The organism is Streptomyces sp. NBC_01241 (assembly GCF_041435435.1).
Lineage (GTDB): Bacteria > Actinomycetota > Actinomycetes > Streptomycetales > Streptomycetaceae > Streptomyces.
On sequence record NZ_CP108494.1, the window covers coordinates 2,092,160 to 2,113,053 of the forward strand.

Genomic DNA, 20,894 nt, shown 5'->3' on the forward strand with positions numbered 1-20,894 from the left:
GTCGCATTCGGGTAGGACAGCTGGTGGTCATCAGATCGAAACCTGCGAGGGGTGTTGCCGGGTGTGGCTTCTGGGTCATTATCTACGCGCGTTGTGTGCTGCGAGCGCTGAGCTGTACGAGCACTGAGCCGTACCGGAACTGAGCTGTACGAGCGAGCACTGGGCTGTACGAGCGAGCACTGAGCTGTACCAGAACCGAGCTGTACCTGAACTGAGCTGTACGAGATCTGAGATGTGGGAGACGAAATGCCGCTGAACCGTAGGACGTTCCTGGGCACATCGGCGGCTGCCGGTGCCGGTGTGGCGCTCGCGGGTGGCTCCGCCGTTCCCGCGGCCGCCCAGGGTGGTGGCGACGGGCATGGCCAGGGGCATCCGTCGAAGCGGTACTCGTTCACCGTGATGGGGACCACCGATCTGCACGGGAACGTCTTCAACTGGGACTACTTCACCGATGCGGAGTTCGACGACAACGCTCACAACGACGTCGGTCTGGCCAAGATCTCGACCCTGGTGGACCAGGTGCGCCGGGAGAAGGGCCGTCACAACACGCTGTTGATCGATGCGGGTGACACGATCCAGGGCACCCAGTTGTCGTACTACTACGCGAAGATCGATCCGATCACGGCGAAGCGTGGGCCGGTGCACCCGATGGCGCAGGCGATGAACGCGATCGGTTACGACGCGGCGGCGCTCGGCAACCACGAGTTCAATTACGGTATTCCGGTGCTGCGGAAGTTCGAGGAGCAGTGCGATTTCCCGCTGCTGGGTGCGAACGCGCTGGATGCGAAGACGTTGCAGCCGGCGTTCGCCCCGTACGTCATCAAGAAGCTGCGTACTCCGCAGGGTCGGGATGTGAGGGTGGCGATCCTGGGGCTGACCAACCCGGGCATCGCCATCTGGGACAAGGCGAACGTCAGCGGGAAGATGGTGTTCCCGGGGCTGGAGGAGCAGGCGGCGAAGTTCGTGCCGCGGCTGCGTTCCATGGGTGCGGATGTCGTGATCGTCTCGGCGCACTCGGGTACCAGTGGTACGTCGTCGTACGGTGATCAGGTCCCTTATGTCGAGAATGCGGCGGGTCTGGTGGCCGAGCAGGTGCCGGGTATCGACGCGATTCTGGTCGGGCATGCGCATCTGGAGATCCCCGAGTACTTCGTGGAGAACAAGCAGACCGGCAAGAAGGTGGTGCTCTCGGAGCCGTTGAAGTGGGGGCAGCGGTTGACGCTGTTCGACTTCGATCTGGTGTGGGAGAAGGGTCGTTGGGTGGTGGAGAAGGCGGGTTCGCGGGTGTTGAACTCCAACACCGTGGATGAGGACCCGAAGATCACGGGGTTGCTCGTGGACGAGCACAAGAAGGTCGTGGCGTACGTCAATCAGGTCATCGGTACGTCGACGGCGGCGATGACGACGGCGGAGGCGGCGTGGAAGGACGAGCCGATCATCGATCTGATCAATGTCGTCCAGGCGGAGACGGTGCAGGCGGCGCTGGCGGGTGGGGCGTACGCGGCGCTTCCGGTGCTGTCGCAGGCGTCGTGTTTCTCGCGTACGGCGCGGATCCCGGCCGGGAAGGTGACGATCAAGGATGCGGCGGGGCTGTATCCGTTCGAGAACACCCTTGAGGCGCGGTTGCTGACCGGTGCGCAGATCAAGGATTATCTGGAGTTCTCGGCCCGGTACTACGTGCAGACGGCGGCGGGTGCTCCGGTGGACACGGCGAAGCTGACGAATGCGGGCAACACGCCGGACTACAACTATGACGCGGTGTCGGGTCTGACGTATGAGATCGACATCGCGAAGCCGAATGGTTCGCGGATCGTTGGTCTGGCGTTCGAGGGGAAGCCGATCGATCCGGCGGCGCAGTTCGTGTTGGCGGTGAACAACTACCGGGCGAGTGGCGGTGGCAATTTCCCGCATGTGGCGGGTGCGAAGCAGTTGTGGGCGAACTCGGAGGAGATCCGTAACACGATCATCGGCTGGGTGCAGGCGAAGGGTTCGGTGGATGGTGCGCAGTTCGCTTCGGTGGACTGGCGTCTGACGCGGGACGGTACGCCGGTGTTCTAGGGGTTTGTTGTCGGGTGGGCGGCCGTCCTTTCCTTGTGGAGGGGGCGGCCGCCTGTTGTCTGTGTGCGGGGGGGGTCAGTTGCCGTGAGTGAGGGGGATGAGGTCGGGGTTCTGGGTGGGGACGTTGGGGGTTTGGGGGGTGAGGCCGAAGGTGGTGAAGGCGGTGCGTGCGGGGAGGGGGTAGGGGTTGGTGCCGGTGAGGTCGTTGAGGATGGTGGCGCTGCGCCAGGCGGCGAGTCCGAGGTCGGGGGCGCCGACGCCGTGGGTGTGGCGTTCGGCGTTCTGTACGTAGACGTGGCCGGTGACGGTGGGGTCGAGGATGAGGCGGAACCGGTCGTCGATGCGGGGGCGTTCGGAGGTGTCGCGGCGGATGTGGGGGTCGAGGCCGGTGAGGATGCGGTCGAGGGAGCGTTCGCGGTAGCCGGTGGCGAGGATGACGGCGTCGGTGGTGAGGCTGGAGCGGGTGTTCTGCTGGGTGTGTTCGAGGTGGAGTTCGACGCGGGCGTTGGCGAGGCGTCCTGCGGTGCGTACCCGGACGCCGGGGGTGAGGGTGGTGTCTGGCCAGCCGCCGTGGAGGGTGCGGCGGTAGAGCTCGTCGTGGATGGCGGCGATGGTGTCGGCGTCGATGCCTTTGTGGAGTTGCCATTGGTGGGGGACGAGTTCGTCGCGTACGGATTCGGGGAGGGCGTGGAAGTAGCGGCTGTAGTCGGGGGTGAAGTGTTCGAGGCCGAGTTTGGAGTACTCCATGGGGGCGAAGGCCTGGGTGCGGGCGAGCCAGTGGAGTTTTTCGCGGCCGGTGGGGCGGGCGCGTAGGAGGTCGAGGAAGATTTCGGCGCCGGACTGTCCTGAGCCGATGACGGTGATGTGTTCGGCGGTGAGGAGTTTTTCGCGGTGGTGGAGGTAGTCGGCGGAGTGGATGACGGGGACGGATTCGGCTTCGGCGAGGGGTTTGAGGGGTTCGGGGATGTGGGGTTCGGTGCCGATTCCGAGGGCGATGTGGCGGGTGTGGGCGCGGCCGAGTGCTTCGGCTTCGCCGTGGGTGTCGAGTTGGGTGAAGTCGACTTCGAAGAGGTCTCGTTCGTTGTTCCAGCGGACGGCGTCGACCTGGTGGCTGAAGTGGAGGCCGGGGAGTTGGTCGCTGACCCAGCGGCAGTAGGCGTCGTATTCGGCGCGTTGGATGTGGAAGCGTTCGGCGAAGTAGAAGGGGAAGAGGCGGTCGCGGGTGCGCAGGTAGTTGAGGAAGGTCCAGGGGCTTGCGGGGTCGGCGAGGGTGACGAGGTCGGCGAGGAAGGGGACTTGGAGGCTGGCTCCGTCGATGAGGAGGCCGGGGTGCCAGTGGAAGGCGGGTCGTTGTTCGTAGAAGGTGGCGGTGAGTGGGTGGGGGTTGCCGGGGATACCGTGGGCGAGGGCGGCGAGGGAGAGGTTGAAGGGGCCGATGCCGATGCCGACGAGGTCGTGTGGCTGGTTGGTTTCGGGGGTGGGTTGGTCGGTCATCGGGTGGTGTTGCCTTCCGCGAGGTCGGTGGTGAGTTGGGTGACGAGGGCGAGGAGTGTGCGGAGGTCGTCGGGGGTGGTGTGGGGGTTGAGGAGGGTGGCTTTGAGCCAGAGGCGGTCGTCGGTGTGGGCGCGGCCGAGTACGGCGTGGCCGCGGGTGAGGAGGGTGCGGCGGATGGTGGCGACGGTGTGGTCGTCGGCGTCGGTGGGGCGGAAGAGGACGGTGCTGATGGTGGGACGGTCATAGAGGTCGAGGGTGGGGGTGTGGGCGATGAGGTCGGCGAGGTGGTGGGCGGTGGCGATGGTGCGGTCGATGAGGTCGGCGAGTCCGGTGCGGCCGAGGGCTTTGAGGGTGACGGCGATCTTGAGGGCGTCGGGGCGTCGGGTGGTGCGCAGGGAGCGGCCGAGGAGGTCGGGGAGGCCGGCTTCGGTGTCGTCGTCGGCGTTGAGGTAGGAGGCGCGGTGGTGGAGTGCGTGGAGGTGGGTGCGGTGGGGGACGGCGAGGATGCCGGCGGAGGCGGGTTGCCAGCCGAGTTTGTGGAGGTCGAGGGTGACGCTGTGGGCGCGGTCGAGGCCGTGGACCTTGCCTCGGTGGGTGGGGCTGAAGAGGAGGGGTCCGCCGTAGGCGGCGTCGATGTGGAGTTCGGCGCCGTGGGTGGTGCAGAGGTCGGCGATGTCGGCGAGGGGGTCGATCTGGCCGGTGTCGGTGGTGCCTGCGGTGGCGGTTACGAAGAGGGCACGGTGGGGGCTGTGGAGCCGGGTGAGGGCTTCGTCGAGTGCGGTGAGGTCCATGACGCCGGTGGGGGCGGGGATGACGACGGGGGTGGGGAGGCCGAGGAGCCAGGCGGCGCGGCTGATGCTGTGGTGGGCGTTGGCGGCGCAGATGGTTTGTACGGGGCCGTTGCGTTCGCGGGCGAGGAGCAGGGCGAGTTGGTTGGCTTCGGTGCCGCCGGTGGTGACGAGTGCGTCGGGTGAGGGGTGGTGGGGGTAGATCTCGGTGGCGAGTGCGGTGGTGATGTCGGCTTCGAGGGTGGAGGCGGCGGGGGCCTGGTCCCAGGAGTCCATGGAGGGGTTGAGGGCGGAGGCGGCGAGGTCGGCGGCGGTGGCGAGGGCGAGGGGTGGGGTGTGGAGGTGGGCGGCGCAGAGTGGGTGTGCGGGGTCTGCGGCGCCTTCGGCGAGGGCGGTGACGAGGGTGCGCAGGGCGTCGTGGGGGTCGGTGCCGTGGTCGGGGATGACGGGGTGGGTGGTGGTGCGTGTGCGGGGGGTGACGGCGTCGGGTCCGCCTGCGGGGAGGGGGCCGTCGCGTCTTTGGGCGCCGTCGTGGAGTGCGGTGAGGACGGTGTCGATGAGGGGGCGTAGGGCGGCGGGGCCGTTGGTGGAGCCGGCGAGGGGTGGGGTGGGCATGGTGGTGGGCCTTCGGGTGGGTGTGGGTGGGCATGGGTGGACGTGCCAGTTTGTCCGGGTTTTCGGGGGCGCGGCCGGAGAGCTCGGTGATCTGAACTCGAAAGGGGGATGTGGGAGGGGTGGGGGGCTGTATTCGGGGGTTCTGGTGGTATGGGTGTGGCGCCGGATATGGGTGTGCCCGGCGCCTCCCTGTGTGGTGGGGGTGGCGTCGGGCACGGGTGGTGCGGACTTTGCTTCGGGGCCCGTACGGGTGGTGCGGGCCGTGTGGGTCAGTGGGCGTTGCGTACGGCGAGGGTGCGGCGCAGGTCGTCGATCTGGTCGATGAGTTTGCGGCGGAGGGCCGGGGTGAGGTCCTTGTCGTTCAGGGCCTGTTCGCCGAGGTGGAGGCTTTCCGCGTCGATGGCGTGTGCGGGGAATGCGTAGCGGCCGGCGGCTTCGGCGATGGCGGGGCCGCGGCGGGCGGCGAGCCGGGTCGCCTCGGGGTAGTAGCGGGGCACGTAGGCCCGTACGAGGTCGGCCTGTTCGGGTTGCCAGAAGCCTTGGGCGGTGGCGGTGAAGAGGTAGTTGGAGAGGCTGTCGTCGTTGAACAGGGCGTGCCAGGCGGCGGCCTTGGCCTCGGGGGTGGGGAGGGCGGCGCGGCAGCGGGCGGCGCCTTGCTGTCCGGTGGCGCTGGGGTCGTGTTCGAGTTCGGCGGCGATGGTGGTTTCGTCGGTGGCGCCGAGGACGGCGAGGCGGGTGAGGATGCGCCAGCGCAGTTCGGGGTCGAGTTCGGGTCCGCCGGGGACGGTGCCGTTGGTGAGCCAGTCGTGGATGGTGTCGGGCTGGGTGGCGGCGTCGATGAGGTGGCGTACGGCGATGAGGCGGAGGCCGGGGTTGTGGCCGTCCTCGGTGCGGCGGATGAGGTCGCGGCACAGTGCGGTGAGGGTGGCGAGGGCGGCGGGTCGGTGCTCGGGGGTGAGGTAGTGGTCGGCGATGTGGATGCCGGCGAAGGCGAGTACGCCCTGGGCGAGGGCGAGGTCGGTCTCGTGCGGGAGGTGTGCGCGGGCCGCTTCGAGGTAGACGGTGGGGGTGAGTTCGCCGTCGCGGACCATGTCTCGGGCGGTGTTCCAGATGACGGCGCGGGTCAGTGCGTCGGGGATGCCGGAGAGGTGGCGTACGGCGGTTTCCCAGGATGTGGGGTCGAGGCGGACCTTGGCGTAGCTGAGGTCGCCGTCGTTGAGGACGACGAGGGCGGGGCGGCGTCCGGACAGTGCTTCGGTGGTGCCGTTGTGGGGGACGTCGATCTCGAACCGGTCGCGCGGGACGAGGCGGTCGGGGTCGAGGTGGGTGTCGGGGGTGTGGTCGTACGCGCCTACGGCGATGCGGTGGGGGCGGCTGCCGTTGTGGTCGACGGTGAGGGACCACGTGCTGTCGGATTCTTCGATGTGGGGGGTGAGGGTGTCGACTCCGGTGGTGCGCAGCCAGGCGTCGGCCCAGGCGTGGACGTCGCGGTCGGTGGCCGATGCGAGGTTGTCGATGAAGTCGGCGAGGGTGGCGTTGGCGAACTTGTGGCGGGCGAAGTGGGTGTTGATGCCGGCCAGGAAGTCCTTCTCGCCGAGCCAGGCGACGAGTTGGCGCAGGGCGGATGCGCCCTTGGCGTAGGAGATGCCGTCGAAGTTGAGCATGGCGGACGCGGTGTCGGGGACGGCGGCCGGGTCGGGGGCGACGGGGTGGGTGGAGGGGCGCTGGTCGGCGTCGTATCCCCAGCCCTTGCGGGCGACGCCGAAGTCGACCCAGGTGTCGGTGAAGCGGGTGGCTTCGGCGAGGGTCTGGTAGCCCATGTACTCGGCGAAGGACTCGTTGAGCCAGATGTCGTCCCACCAGGCGAGGGTGACGAGGTCGCCGAACCACATGTGGGCCATTTCGTGGGCGATGACCATGCCGCGGGTCTGGCGTTCGGTGTCGGTGACGGCGGAGCGGTAGATGAACTCGTCGCGGAAGGTGACGAGTCCGGGGTTTTCCATGGCGCCGGCGTTGAACTCGGGTACGAAGGCCTGGTCGTAGGAGTCGAAGGGGTAGGGCTCGTCGAACTTCTCGTGGAAGCGGTCGAAGCAGGCGCGGGTGATGTCGAGGATCTCGTCGGCGTCCGTGTCGAGGTACGGGGCGAGCGAGCGGCGGCAGTGGATGCCGAAGGGCAGTCCGGCGTGTTCGGTGGTCACGGAGTGCCAGGGGCCCGCGGCGACGGCGACGAGGTAGGTGGAGATCGGCGGGGTCGCGGCCAGGGTCCAGCGGCCGTCGGCCCGGTGCTCGGCGATGCCGTTGCCGAGGACGGTCCAGCCGTCGGGGGCGGTGACGGTGAGCTCGAAGACGGACTTGAGGTCGGGCTGGTCGAAGGCGGCGAAGACGCGCTGGACGTCCTCCATGAACAGTTGGGTGTAGACGTATGTTTCGCCGTCGGTCGGGTCGGTGAAGCGGTGCATGCCTTCGCCGGTGCGGGAGTAGCGCATGGCGGCGTCGATGCGCAGTTCGTGTGCGCCGGTGGTGAGTGCGGTGAGCGGGAAGCGGTTCTCGGTGAGGTCGGCGGGGTCGAGGGGCTGTCCGTCGAGGCTGATCGAGTGCAGGGTGGCCGGCTTGAGCTCGACGAACGTGTCTCCGGCCGTGGCTGCGGTGAACCGGATGACGGTACGGGAGTCGAAGGTCTCCTCCCCTCCGGTCAGATCGAGGTCGATCGTGTACCGGTGTACGTCGAGGAATTGGGCTCGGGTCTGCGCTTCGTCGCGCGTCAGTACGGACATGCGTCCATGCTGCCGTACGGGGTGGGCGGGGCGCAGGCGGGTTCTGCCAACGGCTGATCGGCGACGGACGGCCCGCGGAGTCCGCTCGGGGTTCCGGGCGGTACCGGTTCGGGGTGTCGGACGCTCATGGCGACGTTACGGGCCGCGGGACGGGCTGATCGCGTTCTCGGCGGTCTCCGGTGCGGCGGTGCGGCGGGAAGGTTCCGGACGCACCGGCTACGGGGGTGCGGGTGTCGGTACGGCCCTTGCCGGTGTCGGCGGTCGGAAGTGCGCAGAGCCGGTCGGCGTCGGGTTCGACGAGGTCGGCGACGTGATGGAGCAGCCGGGTGCGGAGGCGTCGGGTGGCGTCCTGGGCGGCGTGTGCGCCGGCGGTGGCGGCCTCTTCGACGTCGGGCGAGGGAGGCGGCGTGCACGCTGCGGAGCGCCGGTTGACGCGAGCGGCTAATGACATTAGCTTAAAGGCTACATTCATTAGCCCGGAGGGTGGACATGACCGAGTTCTTGACGATCGACGGCGGGCAGCTGGCGTACGACGTGACCGGCGAGGGCCCGCTGATTGTGCTCGCCCACGGCATGGGCGACAACAGAGCGGCCTACCGGGACACGGCCGCCCGGTTCGTGGCGGCCGGATGGCGGGTCGCCTGCGTGGACCAGCGCGGTCACGGTGAGTCCAGCACCGGCTGGGCGTCCTACACCCGCACCGACGCGGCGGCCGACCTCCTCGCCGTGATCCGGCACCTGGGCGGCCCCGCCGTCATCGTGGGCCACTCCTTCGCCGGCGGCGCCGCCACCATCGCGGCGGCCCAGGAGCCCGAACTGGTCAGCGCCGTCGTGGAGATCAGCCCGTTCACCCGCGCGCAGAAGGTCAGCCCGCGCTCCCTGCTGTCCCACGCCCGCTACCGCAAAGGCATGAGCCTGCTGATGGGCGCCGGCCTGCTGCGCAGCGTCGGGCTGTGGAAGCGCTACCTCGACCACGCCTACCCGGGCGTCAAGCCCGCTGGTTACGCCGGCCATGTCGCCGCTCTGGAGGCCGACCTGCGCAGGCCGGGCCGGATGGCCGTCGTCAGCAGGATGGGCATGTCCGTGCCCACGGATGCCGGTGCGTGTCTCGGCGCCATCCGGTGCCCCGCCCTGGTCATCGAGGGCACGCTCGACCCCGACTGGGCCGACCCCGGGGCCGAGGGCGAGGGCATCGTGGCCGAGATGCCCGCAGGGCTCGGCCGGCTCGTGATGATCGAGGGAGCCGGTCACTACGCACACGTCCAGTTCCCGGACGAGGTCGCCGCGGCCGTCCTGGCCTTCCTCAAGGTGGGCGCGCGTGGCTAGGGCAGCGCTCACCACGGATGCTGTCGTCGATGTCGCACTGCTGGCCATCGACGAGAAGGGCCCCGCCGCTCTGACCCTGTCGGCGGTGGCCGACCGGGCGGGCGTCGCCACCCCGTCCCTCTACAAGCACGTGCGCAACCTGGCCGAACTGCGCGACCTCATGTCGGCGCGCATCATGAACGAGATCGCGGACCAGGCCGGCGAGGCCGTGCTGGGGCGCTCCGCCGACGAGGCGATCCGCGCGCTCATGGTGGCCTGGCGGCACTACGCGCTGCGCCACCCGCACCGCTACTCGGCACTCGTCCAGACACCCGAGCCGCACACGGCCGAGGCCGGGGCGCGACTGATCAACATCATGCTCGCCGCCTTCCGCGCCTATGGAATGGCCGACTCCGCGGCGATTCACGCGGCCCGCTGCCTGCGAGCGGCCGTCCACGGCTTCGCGGTTCTGGAGACCGAGGGCGCCTTCGGACTGCCGGAGAAACTGGACGAGAGCTACGACCTGCTGATCCACATGGTGATCACGGGCCTGCGTGCACCTCGCTGATCAGCCAGTGATGAGGGACCACCGGCCGAACACCTCGCGGGGCCGCGTCGTCCGCGGCGACCGAGGTCGGCAGGGGTGATCCCCCGGAGCCGCCCCACGGCGCTCACGACGTCTCCCCGTTCGTCGCCGACTCCTCCGCGATCCGCTCGTGATGGCGGATGACCTCCGCCACGATGAAGTTCAGCAGCTTCTCCGCGAAGGCCGGGTCCAGGTGCGCGCTCTCCGCCAGCTGCCTCAGCCGGGCGATCTGCCGGCTCTCGCGGGCCGGGTCGGCCGGGGGCAGTTGGTGGGCGGCCTTGAGGTGGCCGACCTGCTGGGTGCACTTGAAGCGCTCGGCGAGCATATGGACGACAGCGGCGTCAATGTTGTCGATGCTCTCGCGCAGCCGGTTCAGTTCCGCGCTCACGGACTCGTCGATGTCCCTCGTGGTCATGGTCAGCGAGCTTACGGCCTCGCCCGCGATAGAGGGCGGATCAGCGAGCGGCGTCATGCGGCTTCGAATCCAAGGCGGAGGAGGGAAGCGACGCGGAGCGTCGTTGACCGACGACAACGCCGGAGGCGGAGTCGCATGACGCCGGGAGCCCGCTCTCTATCGCGGGCGAGGCCGTTAGCCCGGCCGGCGAGGGGCGAGCCGCTCAGAGGGCCGGGCCCAGGGGGCTGATCGTCGGTGGGTGATCCGGGTCCGGGACCTGGTCGCTCCAGCCGCCCGGGACGTTGCGGCCCTGCTGTTCGCGGAACCGGACCGGGGCGGCGCCCACCCGGCCGGCGAAGAGGCGGGAGAAGTACGCCGGGTCGTCGTAGCCGACGCGTCGGGCGACCGCGGCGACCGGCAGGTCGGTGGCGGCGAGGAGCTCCTTGGCGCGGCCGAGCCGGATGCCGAGGAGGTAGTCCTTGGGGCTGCAGCCCGCGCCCCGCCGTACCACCGTGCGCAGTTCGGCGGGTGTCATGCCGTGCCGGGCCGCGTGTTCGGCGACGGACAGCGGCTGGAAGGCGTCGCGGGCGAGGGCCTGGAGAACCGGGTCGCCGTCGGGGCTGACATCGGCGCGGGCCCGGCGCAGGGCGACGAGGAGTTCGTGGACGGCGGCACCGGTCTCCACCTCCAGCAGCGGGTTGCCACGCCGGGCCGCCCGCACCATCCGCCCCACCGCGGCCCGGGGGCCGGCCGTGTCGGCGAGCGGGACGAGCGGGCGGTCGGGCTCGATGTAGCCGAGTTCGGTGTACGTGGCGGTGGCGGGGCCGGTGAAGTCGACGAAGCTCTCGTCCCAGCCGGTGCCGGGGTCGGCGCCGTAGTGGTGCGGGGTGCCGGGGGTCAGCCAGATCAGGCTGGGGGCGACGACGGGGACCCGGCGGCCGTCCGTGCCGCTGAACCAGCCGCTGCCGGAGTTGATGACGACGGCCACGTGGTGGTCCAGGGTGCGCGGGCCGACCGTCGGCAGGGCGCCGTGCTGCAGGCCCACGCCGAGGCAGACGAGGCCCAGCCGGTGGTGGAGCGGGCTGGGGGTGAAGAAGCGCATCCAGGTGTGGTACATCGGCCGTTCTTCCTCCCCTTTCATCTTCATCTTCATTTTCATCTTCATCGCATTGGTCCGAACAATTGTGTCCAAACAGCAGTGATCTTTGTCCATGGACCGGCCGCACGCCAGGGGACGAAGGTTGGTTGCAACATTCCTCCCGGGTTCGCCCGCTCCGTGGTGCGTGCCGTCGTGCGACCCGGGGCCGCGCGGCTCCGGGGGACCGCACGCACAGGAGAGTACGAGCACAATGGCTGACTTCACCGTGGGGGACGACCACTTCCGGCTCGACGGGAAGCCCGTACGGCTGCTGTCGGGAGCCCTGCACTACTTCCGGGTCCACGAGGCGCAGTGGGACCACCGGCTGTCGATGCTGCGCGCCATGGGTCTCAACTGCGTCGAGACGTATGTTCCGTGGAATCTCCATGAGCCGCGGCCCGGCCGGTTCCGGGACGTGGCGGCGCTGGGCCGGTTCCTGGACGCGGCGCAGCGGGCCGGGCTGTGGGCGATCGTCCGCCCGGGCCCGTACATCTGTGCCGAATGGGAGAACGGTGGTCTGCCGGCCTGGGTGACGGGGCGGTTCGGACGGCGGGTGCGGACGCGTGACGAGGAGTACCTGGGTGCCGTGGAGCGGTGGTTCACGGCGCTGCTGCCGCAGGTGGTGCAGCGGCAGATCGGGCGCGGCGGCCCGGTGATCATGGTCCAGGCGGAGAACGAGTACGGGAGCTACGGCACCGATCAGGTCTATCTCCGGCGGGTGGCCGGGATGCTGCGGGAGCGCGGGGTGACCGTGCCGCTGTTCACCTCCGACGGGCCGGAGGACCACATGCTCACGGGCGGTTCCGTGCCGGGGCTGCTCGCCACGGCGAACTTCGGGTCGGGTGCGCGGGAGGCGTTCGAGGTGCTGCGCCGCCATCAGCCGAAGGGGCCGCTGATGTGCATGGAGTTCTGGTGCGGATGGTTCGAGCACTGGGGTGCCGAGCCGGTCGTGCACGATCCGGAGCGGGCCACCGACTCGCTGCGGGAGATCCTGGAGTGCGGGGCCTCGGTGAACATCTACATGGCGCACGGGGGCACGAACTTCGCCGGGTGGGCGGGGGCCAACCGGTCCGGTCCGCTGCAGGACGGGGACTTCCAGCCGACGGTGACGTCGTACGACTACGACGCGCCGATCGACGAGTACGGCCGCCCCACGGAGAAGTTCCGGCAGTTCCGCAAGGTGCTCGCCGAGTACGCGGACGGGCCGCTTCCGGAGCTTCCTCCCGAGCCCGTCGGTCTTGCCGCTCCGGTACGGGCGGAGCTGACGGGCTGGGCTCCGCTGACCGCCGTACTGGAGGCGCTGGGCGATGAGGAATCGGCGCCGTCCGGCGTTCCGCCGACCTTCGAGGAGCTGGGGGTCGACCGGGGCCTGGTGCGCTATCAGGTCGCGGTGCCGGGTCCGCGCCGCCCGTACACCCTGGGTGTGGCGGGGCTCCGGGACCGGGCCGTGGTGTACGTGGACGGTGTCCGCGAGGGTGTGCTGAGCGAGGAGAACAGCACTCTGGACGAGCCGGTGGCCGGGCCTGCGGAGGTCGAGCTGTGGGTGGAGTCCCTGGGCCGCGTCAACTACGGGCCGCGGCTCGGTGAGCCCAAGGGGATCACGGGCGGGGTGCAGCACGAACGGCAGTTCCTGCACGGTGTACGGGCCCGGGCGCTGCGGCTGGAGGCGTTCGAGGAGCCGGACGCGCTGGCCGCAGTGGCTTTCGGGAGCGTCGAGGGGGCCGGGCGTCCGGGGCTGTTCCGGGGGGAGTTCGAGGCCGCGGGGGTGGCCGGCACCGGGCATGCGGGGCTCGAACTGCCGGGCTGGACGCGCGGGTTCGTGTGGGTGAACGGCTTCTGCCTGGGACGCTACTGGTCGGCGGGGCCGCAACGGACGCTGTACGTGCCGGGGCCGGTGCTGCGGGAGGGCACCAACGAGGTGTGGGTGCTGGAACTGGAGGACGCGGGCGCGCCGTACGCCGAGCTGGGCCCGGGGGTGCCCGTCCGGACGGGCACCCCCGGGGAGGTTCAGGTGTGAGCCGGACACCGGCCGTGGCAGGAGCCGGTACCGGGGACCGGGGTCAGAGCGTCGACGCCGCGGAGGCGATGGCGGCGGCGAACGTCGAGACCTCGCTGTACACACCCGGGTAGCCGGGCTCGGCGCAGCCCTGGCCCCAGCTGACGATGCCCACCTGGATCCAGGCTCCGGCGTTGTCCTTGCGGAACATGGGGCCGCCGGAGTCACCCTGGCAGGTGTCCACGCCACCGGTGTCGATCAGCCCGGCGCAGATCTCCTCACCGGGGATGAGATCGCTGCCGTAGGCGGCCTGGCAGTCGGCGTCGGAGACGAACGGCACGGTGGCCTTCAGCAGATGGCGCTGCTGGCCGCCGCCCTCGGTGGCGGCGCCCCAGCCGGCGATGGTGAAGGTGCCGTTGTTGTACGTGGTGCTGGTGGCGATCTTCAGGGTCGGCAGGTCGATGGGCTTGGCGAGCTTGATCAGTGCCCAGTCCTTGCCCGCGCCGTTGTAGCCGGGGGCCTGGAGGACCTTGGTGGACTTGACCTTGATCGCATCGGCGGACTGCAGGTCGACGACGCCCGCGGTGGCGGTGATGGAGGTGTTGTTGCCGGAGCCGTCCACGCAGTGCGCGGCGGTGAGGACGATGTCCTTGGCGTAGAGGGCACCGCCGCAGCCCATCGACAGCCGGACCATGAACGGGAATTCGCCCTGGGCGGCGCGGGTTCCGCCGACGACCGGGGTGGGGGCCGCGGAGGCTCCGGCGGGCTGGAGGCTGACGGCCGCGAGGACCACGGCGGCTATGACGGAGCATCTTTTCACCGCACGCAGAAGCTGCTTCAACGGACTGCCTTCTTTCGTGGGGGGTTCTTGTGGGGGGTGTACGTGCCCTCGCCGGGGGCCGGACACGGGCAGAGCCGCACCCGATGGTCATGCTCCCGACAAACACATGGTTCGGATTATCGGAACGCGGTCACGCGGCCCACAAGATTCACTTTTCAGCCAAGATCATCCCTAACGCTCCGGCTACAGTGGAGCCCGGTTCGAGCGTCACGGAGGGGGTGGGGACGTGCCGGACAACAGCCGGAGGAGCGGCCGGGGGATCGGCCGGGACAACAGCCAGGGCAACGGCCGGGGCGGCGGCCCGGTGGTCCATGGCTTCCCCCACCTCGACACCGTCCGGTCCGCGATCACGGCGCTGTACCGGAGGCTGTCGTACGACGGTGTCCGCGGCTACGCCACGAGCCTGACGCCCGCCGACGCGGCCTTCTGCGACCAGGACGATCTGCACCTCGGCGCCCAGCGGGTGGCGCGCGCCATCGTCCAGCACCTGCATCTGCCGGACGCCCGGATGATCGTCGGCTTCCGGACGATGGAACACGCCGCCGGTGTCGAACTCGCCGCGGGACCCGAGTACTTCATCGAACTCAACGACCGCTTCCGCACCCATCGCAGGGACATCGGCGCCGCGCTCTCGCATGAAATCACGCATGTGCTGCTGCACCGCCTGGGCCTGGAGTTCCCCGGTACGCGCGACAACGAGATCCTCACCGACACGGCGACGACGTACCTGGGCGCGGGCTGGCTGCTGCTGGACGCGTTCCGCGAGGACGCCGTCTCCAGCCAGAAGCTCGGCTATCTCACCCCGGAGGAGTTCGGATACGTCCTCGCCAAGCGGGCGTTCGCCTTCGACGAGGATCCCTCCCCGTGGTTCACGAGCCCGCAGGCGTACACGGCCTACGCCAAAGGCCGCGCCCAGGCCCTCCACGACACCCGGCTGCCGCCCCTCACGGCCGCGGGCTGGGCGGGCCGGCACCGCTACGCCAAGGACCGGCGGCACGCCCAGGACCACCCGGCCACGGGGGCGGCCCAGGGCTCCGACGCCCCGTACGCCTTCGAGAACGGCCCGCAAGGGCTCCGGGTCTCCTTCGCCTGCCCCACCTGCCACCAGCGCATCCGCGTTCCGGTGCGCGGCCGGGTTCGGGCCCGGTGCGGACTGTGCCGGACCGTCCTGGACTGCACCACCTGAAACAACCGGGGGCTCCACTCCGGAACCAGCCGCCCGGGGGCTGAGGACCGCGCGGTGACCGGACGGGGGGCCGCCCGGTCACCGCACTCGGTCCGCGACGCTACGCGGCCCTGCGGCCACGTCCCGCCGCCGCACCACCGCGTCCGGCCCCGGAACGCCCGGCCCCGGCACCACGCGCCTCACCGCCGCCACGGCCACCGCCCGCACCGGCGCCACGGGAAGAACCGCCCGCGCCCCGGCCCTCGGCGCCGCCGCCCTGTCCGGCACCACCGCGCCGGCCCCGGCCGCGGCTGCCCGAGCGGAAGGCGGAGCCACCGGCCGCCGCCCCGCCCGACCGGGTACGCGCCTTCGGCTGGGTCGGCTGCGGGACCTCGATGACGATCGCGACGCCGGACGGCTCACGGGCCCCGGTGATCCGGGTGAGCTCCTCGTCGCTGGACTTGATCCGGGTGGTCCGCGGGGCGATGCCCGCATCGGCCATCAGCCGGGTCATCTCCCGCTTCTCCTCGGGCAGCACCAGGGTGACGACGCTGCCGGACTCCCCGGCACGCGCCGTGCGCCCGCCGCGGTGGAGATAGTCCTTGTGATCGGTCGGCGGGTCCACGTTCACGACCAGGTCGAGGTCGTCGACGTGGATGCCGCGCGCCGCCACGTTCGTCGCCACGAGCGCGGTGACCTGACCGTTCTTGAACTGGTCCAGCGTCCGGTTGCGCTGCGGCTGCGAGCGCCCGCCGTGCAGGGCGGCGGCCCGTACACCGCTGGCCAGCAGCCGCTTGGCGAAGCGGTCGGCGCCACGCTTGGTGTCCACGAACATGATCACCCGGCCGTCACGGGCGGCGATCCGGGTGGCGACGGCCTTCTTGTCGGTCTCGTCGGCCACGTGCAGCACATGGTGCTCCATCGTGGTGACCGCGCCCGCGGACGGGTCCACCGAGTGCACGACCGGGTCCGTCAGGAACATCTTGACCAGGCGGTCGATGTTCTTGTCGAGCGTCGCGGAGAACAGCATCCGCTGACCGTCCGGCTCGACCTGCTTGAGCAGCGCGACGACCTGCGGCATGAAGCCCATGTCGGCCATCTGGTCGGCCTCGTCGAGGACGGTGATGGCGACCTGGTCGAGGCGGCAGTCGCCACGCTCGATGAGGTCCTTCAGCCGGCCCGGAGTGGCGACGAGCACCTCGGCGCCGCGGCGCAGCGTGCCGGACTGCTTGCTGATCGACATGCCGCCGACGACGGTGGCCAGGCGCAGGTTCACGGCCGTGGCGTACGGCGTCAGCGCGTCGGTGACCTGCTGGGCGAGCTCGCGGGTCGGCACGAGGACGAGCGCGAGCGGGGCGCGCGGCTCGGCGCGCCGTCCGCCGGTACGGGCCAGCAGCGCGAGGCCGAAGGCGAGGGTCTTGCCGGAGCCGGTGCGGCCGCGGCCGAGGATGTCCCGGCCGGCGAGCGAGTTCGGCAGGGTGGCGCCCTGGATCGGGAACGGATCGGTGACGCCCTGCGCGGCAAGGGTCTTCAGCAGGGCTGCGGGCATGTCCAGCTCGGCGAACGCCTCGACGGCGGGCAGTGCGGGGGTCATGGTTTCGGGCAGGGCGAATTCGCCCTGCGGCGGCGTGGCCCTGCGACGGGGCGACGCCTTGCCGGATCCCTTGCCGGAACCCTTAGCGGTTGCCATTGCCGGGGCCGTGCCGCGCCCCCTCGACGGGCGGTTGCGGGCGGGTCGGTCCTGGCGTTCGGAGCGGGTCATACGGAATTGCCCTCCTGGGGGATTCCTGAGGATTCCTAGGGATTCCTGGGAACTGCTTGGGACTGCTGGGGACTACTGAGGGGGTGCTGGGGACCTCCGCGGGACGGGCGGTGCTTCTTCGCCCTGTCCCGTGGACAGCACAAGCCGGGACCCGCACCTTCACGGTGCGGGCCCCGGCTGCGAGGTACGCGTCCGGCAATTAGGCCGGGACGATGTTCTCCGCCTGCGGGCCCTTCTGGCCCTGCGTGACGTCGAAGGAGACCTTCTGGCCCTCCTGGAGCTCACGGAAGCCCGAGGTGGCGATGTTGGAGTAGTGGGCGAAGACGTCGGCGCCGCCGCCGTCCTGCTCGATGAAGCCGAAGCCCTTTTCCGAGTTGAACCACTTCACGGTTCCAGTAGCCATGTCATTCTCCTAAAAGAGGTGCAGTGCCGGAAATCCGCACTTTACGAATTCCAAGTCGCCGCATTGAGCCCCATCCGGAGAAAGCCGGAAAACAATAATGCGCCTGAGGAAGCATTCCCGTCAGGCGCACATAATGTTCATGGGTACCAAAACTGCAACACGGCAACCGTAGCACGATCTGTCGGTCAGCGGTGGAACACCCCGCGCCGCCGGTCGGCAGATTTTTGCCCGGACCCATGGGCCAACTGGCCGGGAGCAGGCTCGACACGCCGCCGAAAATTTCCCGCGGCAGGTGTCGGCGCGGCCGGGCAGCCCCGGTCCGCAGGCCGTAGCGGCCGCCGGTCCGGGCTCCGGCTCATGCGGCGTCGTCGTCGTCAAATTCTGGACCGGTTACGCCGAGTGGGTGACCCGGCACGATCGCACAGCCTCGTCCTGGGACGTGTCGCTGCCACTCCTTCTCGTGAGGTCAGATGTCCAGGGCGATGCCGTCCAGGACCATCGAGAGGTACTGGCGGGCGATCTCCTCGGGGCTGTGCTGTCCGCCGGGCCGGTACCAGGACGCCGCGACCCAGACGGTGTCGCGGACGAAGCGGTAGGTCAGACGGATGTCGAGGTCGGCGCGGAAGGCCTGGTCGGCGACGCCGCGTTCCAGCGTGCCGAGCCAGACCTTCTCGAACTTCTGCTGGGAGTCGACGAGGTACTGGAAGCGCGGCTGGGTGGCCAGGTGCTTGGACTCCTTCTGGTAGATGGCGACGGCGGCGCGGTGCCGGTCGATCTCCCGGAAGGACTCGGTGACGAGCGCCTCGATGGTCTCCCGGGGGCCGAGGCCGGCGGCGAGCACCGCGTCGTACCCCTCCCAGAGTTCGGCGAGGAAGGTCGAGAGGATCTCGTCGATCATCGATTCCTTGGAATCGAAGTGGTAGTAGAGGCTGCCCGCGAGCATCCCGGCCTCGTCCGCAATCTTGCGGACGGTGGTGGCGTTGTATCCCTGCGCGGCGAACACCTCGGCGGCGGTGTCGAGCAGTTCGCGGCGGCGCTCGGGCGCAGGGGTCACCTGGGGCTTCTTCTTGTTAGGCACGCGCCCATTCTCCGCCCGCCGGGAAACCGCCCGGGACACCCGCCCGGGACGCTCGCCCGGCCGGACCGGCCCGGCCTCTCGGGCGGAGGTCAGGAGCGGAGGTCAGGAGCAGAGGTCAGGATTCGTACGGGGCACTGTCGTCCCCGGTCCGGCGGATCGTGCGCAGGGGCTTTCCGGGCCGCCACACCTGGACCACCAGCTCGTCGGAGTCCAGCGTCGTCCGGACCACCTCCTGGACTTCCGCGCGGAAGAGGTGGAACGGCTCCGGCGGCTTCACCTCCTCGGTGAAGCGGGCCAGGATCCCGGGGTCGGTCTCCTCGACCGCGCGGCCGGAGACCCGGACGTCGCCGTCGGCCATCTCGGCGTCCGGTCCCGGATTGGCCTGTACCGCGAACCGCGGATCGCGCAGCAGGTCCAGCGCCTTGCGCGAGTTCGGCATCATGCCGAGCCACAGTTCACCGAAGAGGACGTACACCTCCAGGCCGGTCACCCGTGGCGATCCGTCCTTGCGCAGGGTCGCCAGGACCTGGTGCTTGTACTGCCCGAAACGGGCCTGGACGGTGTCGGCGAAGGCCGGCTGTGCGGACTGGAACTCTTTCCAGGAACTCGATGTCATGAGGCCATAGAACTCTGGAATCCCGACATCCCCTGTCCGGAATTCCGCTCGGCCCGAAGGTTCGCCCGCCCGACGGCTCGCCCGCCCGACGGTTCGCCCGCCCGACGGCTCGCCCGCCCGGCGGCCTCATCCCCTCGACAGGGTCACCACCAGGGCCCACCCCTGGGTCCGGAGCACCCCTGGCGATTCCCCCTGCGCCAACAACGCGTCGTAGCGGTCGAGTGCGACGTCCTGGCCATCGAGCACCGCACCGTCCTCCAGCGCGACGGCCAGCACCGCTCCGCCCTGCGGCACCGCCAGCCGGACGGTGCCGCGTACCACCGCGACCTCCGCGCTCGTACGCTCCCTGCGGTACATCACGTTGAAGTTCACGACCGGGCCGCCGAGCAGCCGGCCGTACGTCTCCAGGTCGCCGGGGAATTCGTGCGGCCAGTACGCCTCGTCGACGATGTGGTGCTCGCCGCCCACCATGAGGTCCATCCCGGCGCCCTCGACCACGGTCAGCGTGCGGTCGACGCCGGGGAACGAGGAGAACGGCCCGTCCCCGGACACATCGGCCAGGCTGACCCGCCAGTCGAAGGCGTCCAGCGGCGCGCCCTCGGGGTACGCCGCGATCTCCCGGGTGACTCCCCCGCCGTTCTTCCAGGGCGTGGCCGTGCGGTCGGCCGCCCGCAGCACCCGGGCCGTCACCTGCCGATCCCCTGCGCCCGGGCCGCCAGGGCCTGGACGCTGCCGTCCCGGGCGGTCTCCTCGAACTCGCGGAGGCTGATGGCCGGACCTGTGGTGGCGGACGAGCCGACCATGCGCGTTCTCCGAATCCCCGACGTGTCAGAACACTGAGAGCACCGAGCGTAAGGCACCCGGATCCGTCCCGGACGGCGGCGTTCGCTATCTTGATCGCCGCCGCCCCCACCGGCCGCTCGTGTCTGCCCACCGTGAAGGAGCCTGCCGTGGAGGCCGCGGTCACCACCTGTTTTCGCCATCCGTCGTACGAGACGTATGTGAGCTGCACACGCTGCGAACGCTTCATCTGCCCCGACTGCATGCGTGAGGCCGCCGTCGGCCACCACTGCGTGGAGTGCGTGAAGGAGGGGCAGCGCTCGGTCCGGCAGGCGCGCACGGTGTTCGGCGGCGCGGTGCCCAGGAGCGCGGTGCCGCTCGTCACGTACGTGCTGATGGGCCTCAACATCCTGGTGTATCTAGGCGAGTTGGTCCGCCCGGGGATCGTCGACCGGTTCGCGATGCTCGGCGCGGGTATGAACGGCCCGGACGGCGCCCAGTACGTCTACGAGGCCGGGAACTTCCCCGGCTTCGATGTGATCGGTGTGGTGGGCGGTGAGTGGTACCGGCTGCTGACCGGGGCTTTCCTGCACCTCCCGCCGGACGGGTCGTCCTTCGGCTCGCTGCCGTTCGGGGTGCTGCACATCCTCTTCAACATGTACGCGCTGTGGAATCTGGGCCGGGTCGTCGAGGAGCAGCTGGGCCGGGCCCGTTACCTCGCGCTGTATCTGCTGTCCGCGCTGGGCGGTTCGGTCCTGGTGTATCTGATCGCGCCGTCCGACAGCACGGTGGGCGCCTCCGGGGCGATCTTCGGTCTCGGTGCGGCGTTCTACGTCATCAACCGGCGTCTGGGCCGCGACATGCAGGCGGTGAACCGGTTCATGGCCGGGTTCCTGATCTGGATGCTGATCTCGGCCGGATTCACCTCGTGGCAGGGCCACTTGGGCGGGCTGCTGACGGGGGCCGTCGTCACGGTCGCGTACGCGTACGCCCCGGCGAAGCAGCGTACGGCGATTCAGGTGGGCGCGGGCGTGGTGCTGCTCGCCGTGCTGGTGCTGCTGGTGGTGCTCAAGACGTCGGCGCTGACGGGCGGTGCGTGAG

The 20,894-nt window shown here is 70.1% G+C and carries 18 protein-coding genes; 6 read left to right on the forward strand and 12 right to left on the reverse strand.

Features of this window, described 5'->3' with window-relative positions; translation table 11 throughout:
- Nucleotides 1–246 precede the first annotated feature (246 nt).
- Nucleotides 247–2,058: a bifunctional metallophosphatase/5'-nucleotidase gene (locus OG306_RS09085; protein ID WP_266906971.1), complete on the forward strand. Its 1,812-nt coding sequence runs from the start codon at nucleotides 247–249 to the stop codon at nucleotides 2,056–2,058.
- 75 nt (nucleotides 2,059–2,133) lie between these two features.
- On the opposite strand, the gene OG306_RS09090 is transcribed toward OG306_RS09085, so the two are convergent.
- The 4 genes from OG306_RS09090 to OG306_RS09105 form a co-directional block, all read right to left on the reverse strand.
- Entirely contained in the window at nucleotides 2,134–3,552 is a 1,419-nt protein-coding gene (locus OG306_RS09090) for a lysine N(6)-hydroxylase/L-ornithine N(5)-oxygenase family protein (RefSeq protein WP_266745588.1), read from the reverse strand.
- Nucleotides 3,549–4,955, reverse strand: a complete 1,407-nt coding sequence (locus tag OG306_RS09095) for a pyridoxal phosphate-dependent decarboxylase family protein (RefSeq protein ID WP_266745589.1) — start codon at nucleotides 4,953–4,955, stop codon at nucleotides 3,549–3,551. Before OG306_RS09095 ends, OG306_RS09090 begins: the two co-directional genes overlap by 4 nt.
- Nucleotides 4,956–5,224: 269 nt before the next feature.
- Nucleotides 5,225–7,729 (reverse strand): aminopeptidase N, encoded by a 2,505-nt coding sequence (gene pepN / locus OG306_RS09100; RefSeq protein ID WP_327259380.1) that lies wholly within the window; start codon nucleotides 7,727–7,729, stop codon nucleotides 5,225–5,227.
- A 124-nt stretch (nucleotides 7,730–7,853) separates the two neighbouring features.
- The gene (locus OG306_RS09105; RefSeq protein ID WP_266745591.1) at nucleotides 7,854–8,180 is read right to left on the reverse strand and encodes a hypothetical protein; all 327 of its coding nucleotides are present in this window, start codon (nucleotides 8,178–8,180) and stop codon (nucleotides 7,854–7,856) included.
- 38 nt (nucleotides 8,181–8,218) lie between these two features.
- Here OG306_RS09105 and OG306_RS09110 point away from each other — a divergent pair, with 38 nt between their 5' ends.
- Nucleotides 8,219–9,055 carry an alpha/beta fold hydrolase gene (locus tag OG306_RS09110; protein ID WP_266745592.1) on the forward strand — a complete coding sequence of 279 codons (837 nt, stop codon included), beginning with the start codon at nucleotides 8,219–8,221 and terminating at the stop codon, nucleotides 9,053–9,055.
- Nucleotides 9,048–9,602: a TetR/AcrR family transcriptional regulator gene (locus OG306_RS09115; RefSeq protein WP_266745593.1), complete on the forward strand. Its 555-nt coding sequence runs from the start codon at nucleotides 9,048–9,050 to the stop codon at nucleotides 9,600–9,602. The genes OG306_RS09110 and OG306_RS09115 overlap by 8 nt, the downstream gene beginning before the upstream one ends.
- A gap of 103 nt (nucleotides 9,603–9,705) precedes the next feature.
- Here OG306_RS09115 and OG306_RS09120 read toward each other — a convergent pair whose 3' ends face one another.
- Nucleotides 9,706–10,035, reverse strand: a complete 330-nt coding sequence (locus tag OG306_RS09120; RefSeq protein WP_266745594.1) for a chorismate mutase — start codon at nucleotides 10,033–10,035, stop codon at nucleotides 9,706–9,708.
- Nucleotides 10,036–10,237: 202 nt separating this feature from the next.
- Nucleotides 10,238–11,131 carry a helix-turn-helix domain-containing protein gene (locus tag OG306_RS09125; RefSeq protein ID WP_371666222.1) on the reverse strand — a complete coding sequence of 298 codons (894 nt, stop codon included), beginning with the start codon at nucleotides 11,129–11,131 and terminating at the stop codon, nucleotides 10,238–10,240.
- 232 nt (nucleotides 11,132–11,363) lie between these two features.
- Here OG306_RS09125 and OG306_RS09130 point away from each other — a divergent pair, with 232 nt between their 5' ends.
- Complete coding sequence (locus tag OG306_RS09130) at nucleotides 11,364–13,169, forward strand: glycoside hydrolase family 35 protein (RefSeq protein WP_266745595.1); 1,806 nt, start codon at nucleotides 11,364–11,366, stop codon at nucleotides 13,167–13,169.
- Between the two features lie 43 nt (nucleotides 13,170–13,212).
- Here OG306_RS09130 and OG306_RS09135 read toward each other — a convergent pair whose 3' ends face one another.
- Entirely contained in the window at nucleotides 13,213–13,989 is a 777-nt protein-coding gene (locus tag OG306_RS09135) for a S1 family peptidase (RefSeq protein ID WP_266745596.1), read from the reverse strand.
- A gap of 259 nt (nucleotides 13,990–14,248) precedes the next feature.
- Here OG306_RS09135 and OG306_RS09140 point away from each other — a divergent pair, with 259 nt between their 5' ends.
- Entirely contained in the window at nucleotides 14,249–15,175 is a 927-nt protein-coding gene (locus tag OG306_RS09140) for a hypothetical protein (RefSeq protein ID WP_266752130.1), read from the forward strand.
- A 100-nt stretch (nucleotides 15,176–15,275) separates the two neighbouring features.
- Here the strand turns inward: OG306_RS09140 and OG306_RS09145 are convergent, their stop codons facing one another.
- The 5 genes from OG306_RS09145 to OG306_RS09165 all read right to left on the reverse strand — a co-directional run bounded on the left by OG306_RS09145 (nucleotide 15,276) and on the right by OG306_RS09165 (nucleotide 19,703).
- Nucleotides 15,276–16,916, reverse strand: coding sequence for a DEAD/DEAH box helicase (locus tag OG306_RS09145; RefSeq protein WP_266745597.1), 1,641 nt, complete (start codon nucleotides 16,914–16,916; stop codon nucleotides 15,276–15,278).
- Between the two features lie 199 nt (nucleotides 16,917–17,115).
- Nucleotides 17,116–17,319: a cold-shock protein gene (locus tag OG306_RS09150; RefSeq protein WP_003969786.1), complete on the reverse strand. Its 204-nt coding sequence runs from the start codon at nucleotides 17,317–17,319 to the stop codon at nucleotides 17,116–17,118.
- A gap of 466 nt (nucleotides 17,320–17,785) precedes the next feature.
- Nucleotides 17,786–18,397, reverse strand: a complete 612-nt coding sequence (locus OG306_RS09155; RefSeq protein ID WP_266745598.1) for a TetR/AcrR family transcriptional regulator — start codon at nucleotides 18,395–18,397, stop codon at nucleotides 17,786–17,788.
- A gap of 115 nt (nucleotides 18,398–18,512) precedes the next feature.
- Entirely contained in the window at nucleotides 18,513–19,013 is a 501-nt protein-coding gene (locus OG306_RS09160; protein ID WP_266745599.1) for a pyridoxamine 5'-phosphate oxidase family protein, read from the reverse strand.
- Nucleotides 19,014–19,139: 126 nt separating this feature from the next.
- The gene (locus tag OG306_RS09165; protein WP_327349940.1) at nucleotides 19,140–19,703 is read right to left on the reverse strand and encodes a HutD/Ves family protein; all 564 of its coding nucleotides are present in this window, start codon (nucleotides 19,701–19,703) and stop codon (nucleotides 19,140–19,142) included.
- 260 nt (nucleotides 19,704–19,963) lie between these two features.
- On the opposite strand from OG306_RS09165, the gene OG306_RS09170 reads away from it, so the two are divergent.
- Entirely contained in the window at nucleotides 19,964–20,893 is a 930-nt protein-coding gene (locus OG306_RS09170) for a rhomboid family intramembrane serine protease (RefSeq protein ID WP_266745601.1), read from the forward strand.
- The last annotated feature ends 1 nt before the right edge of the window (nucleotide 20,894 follow it).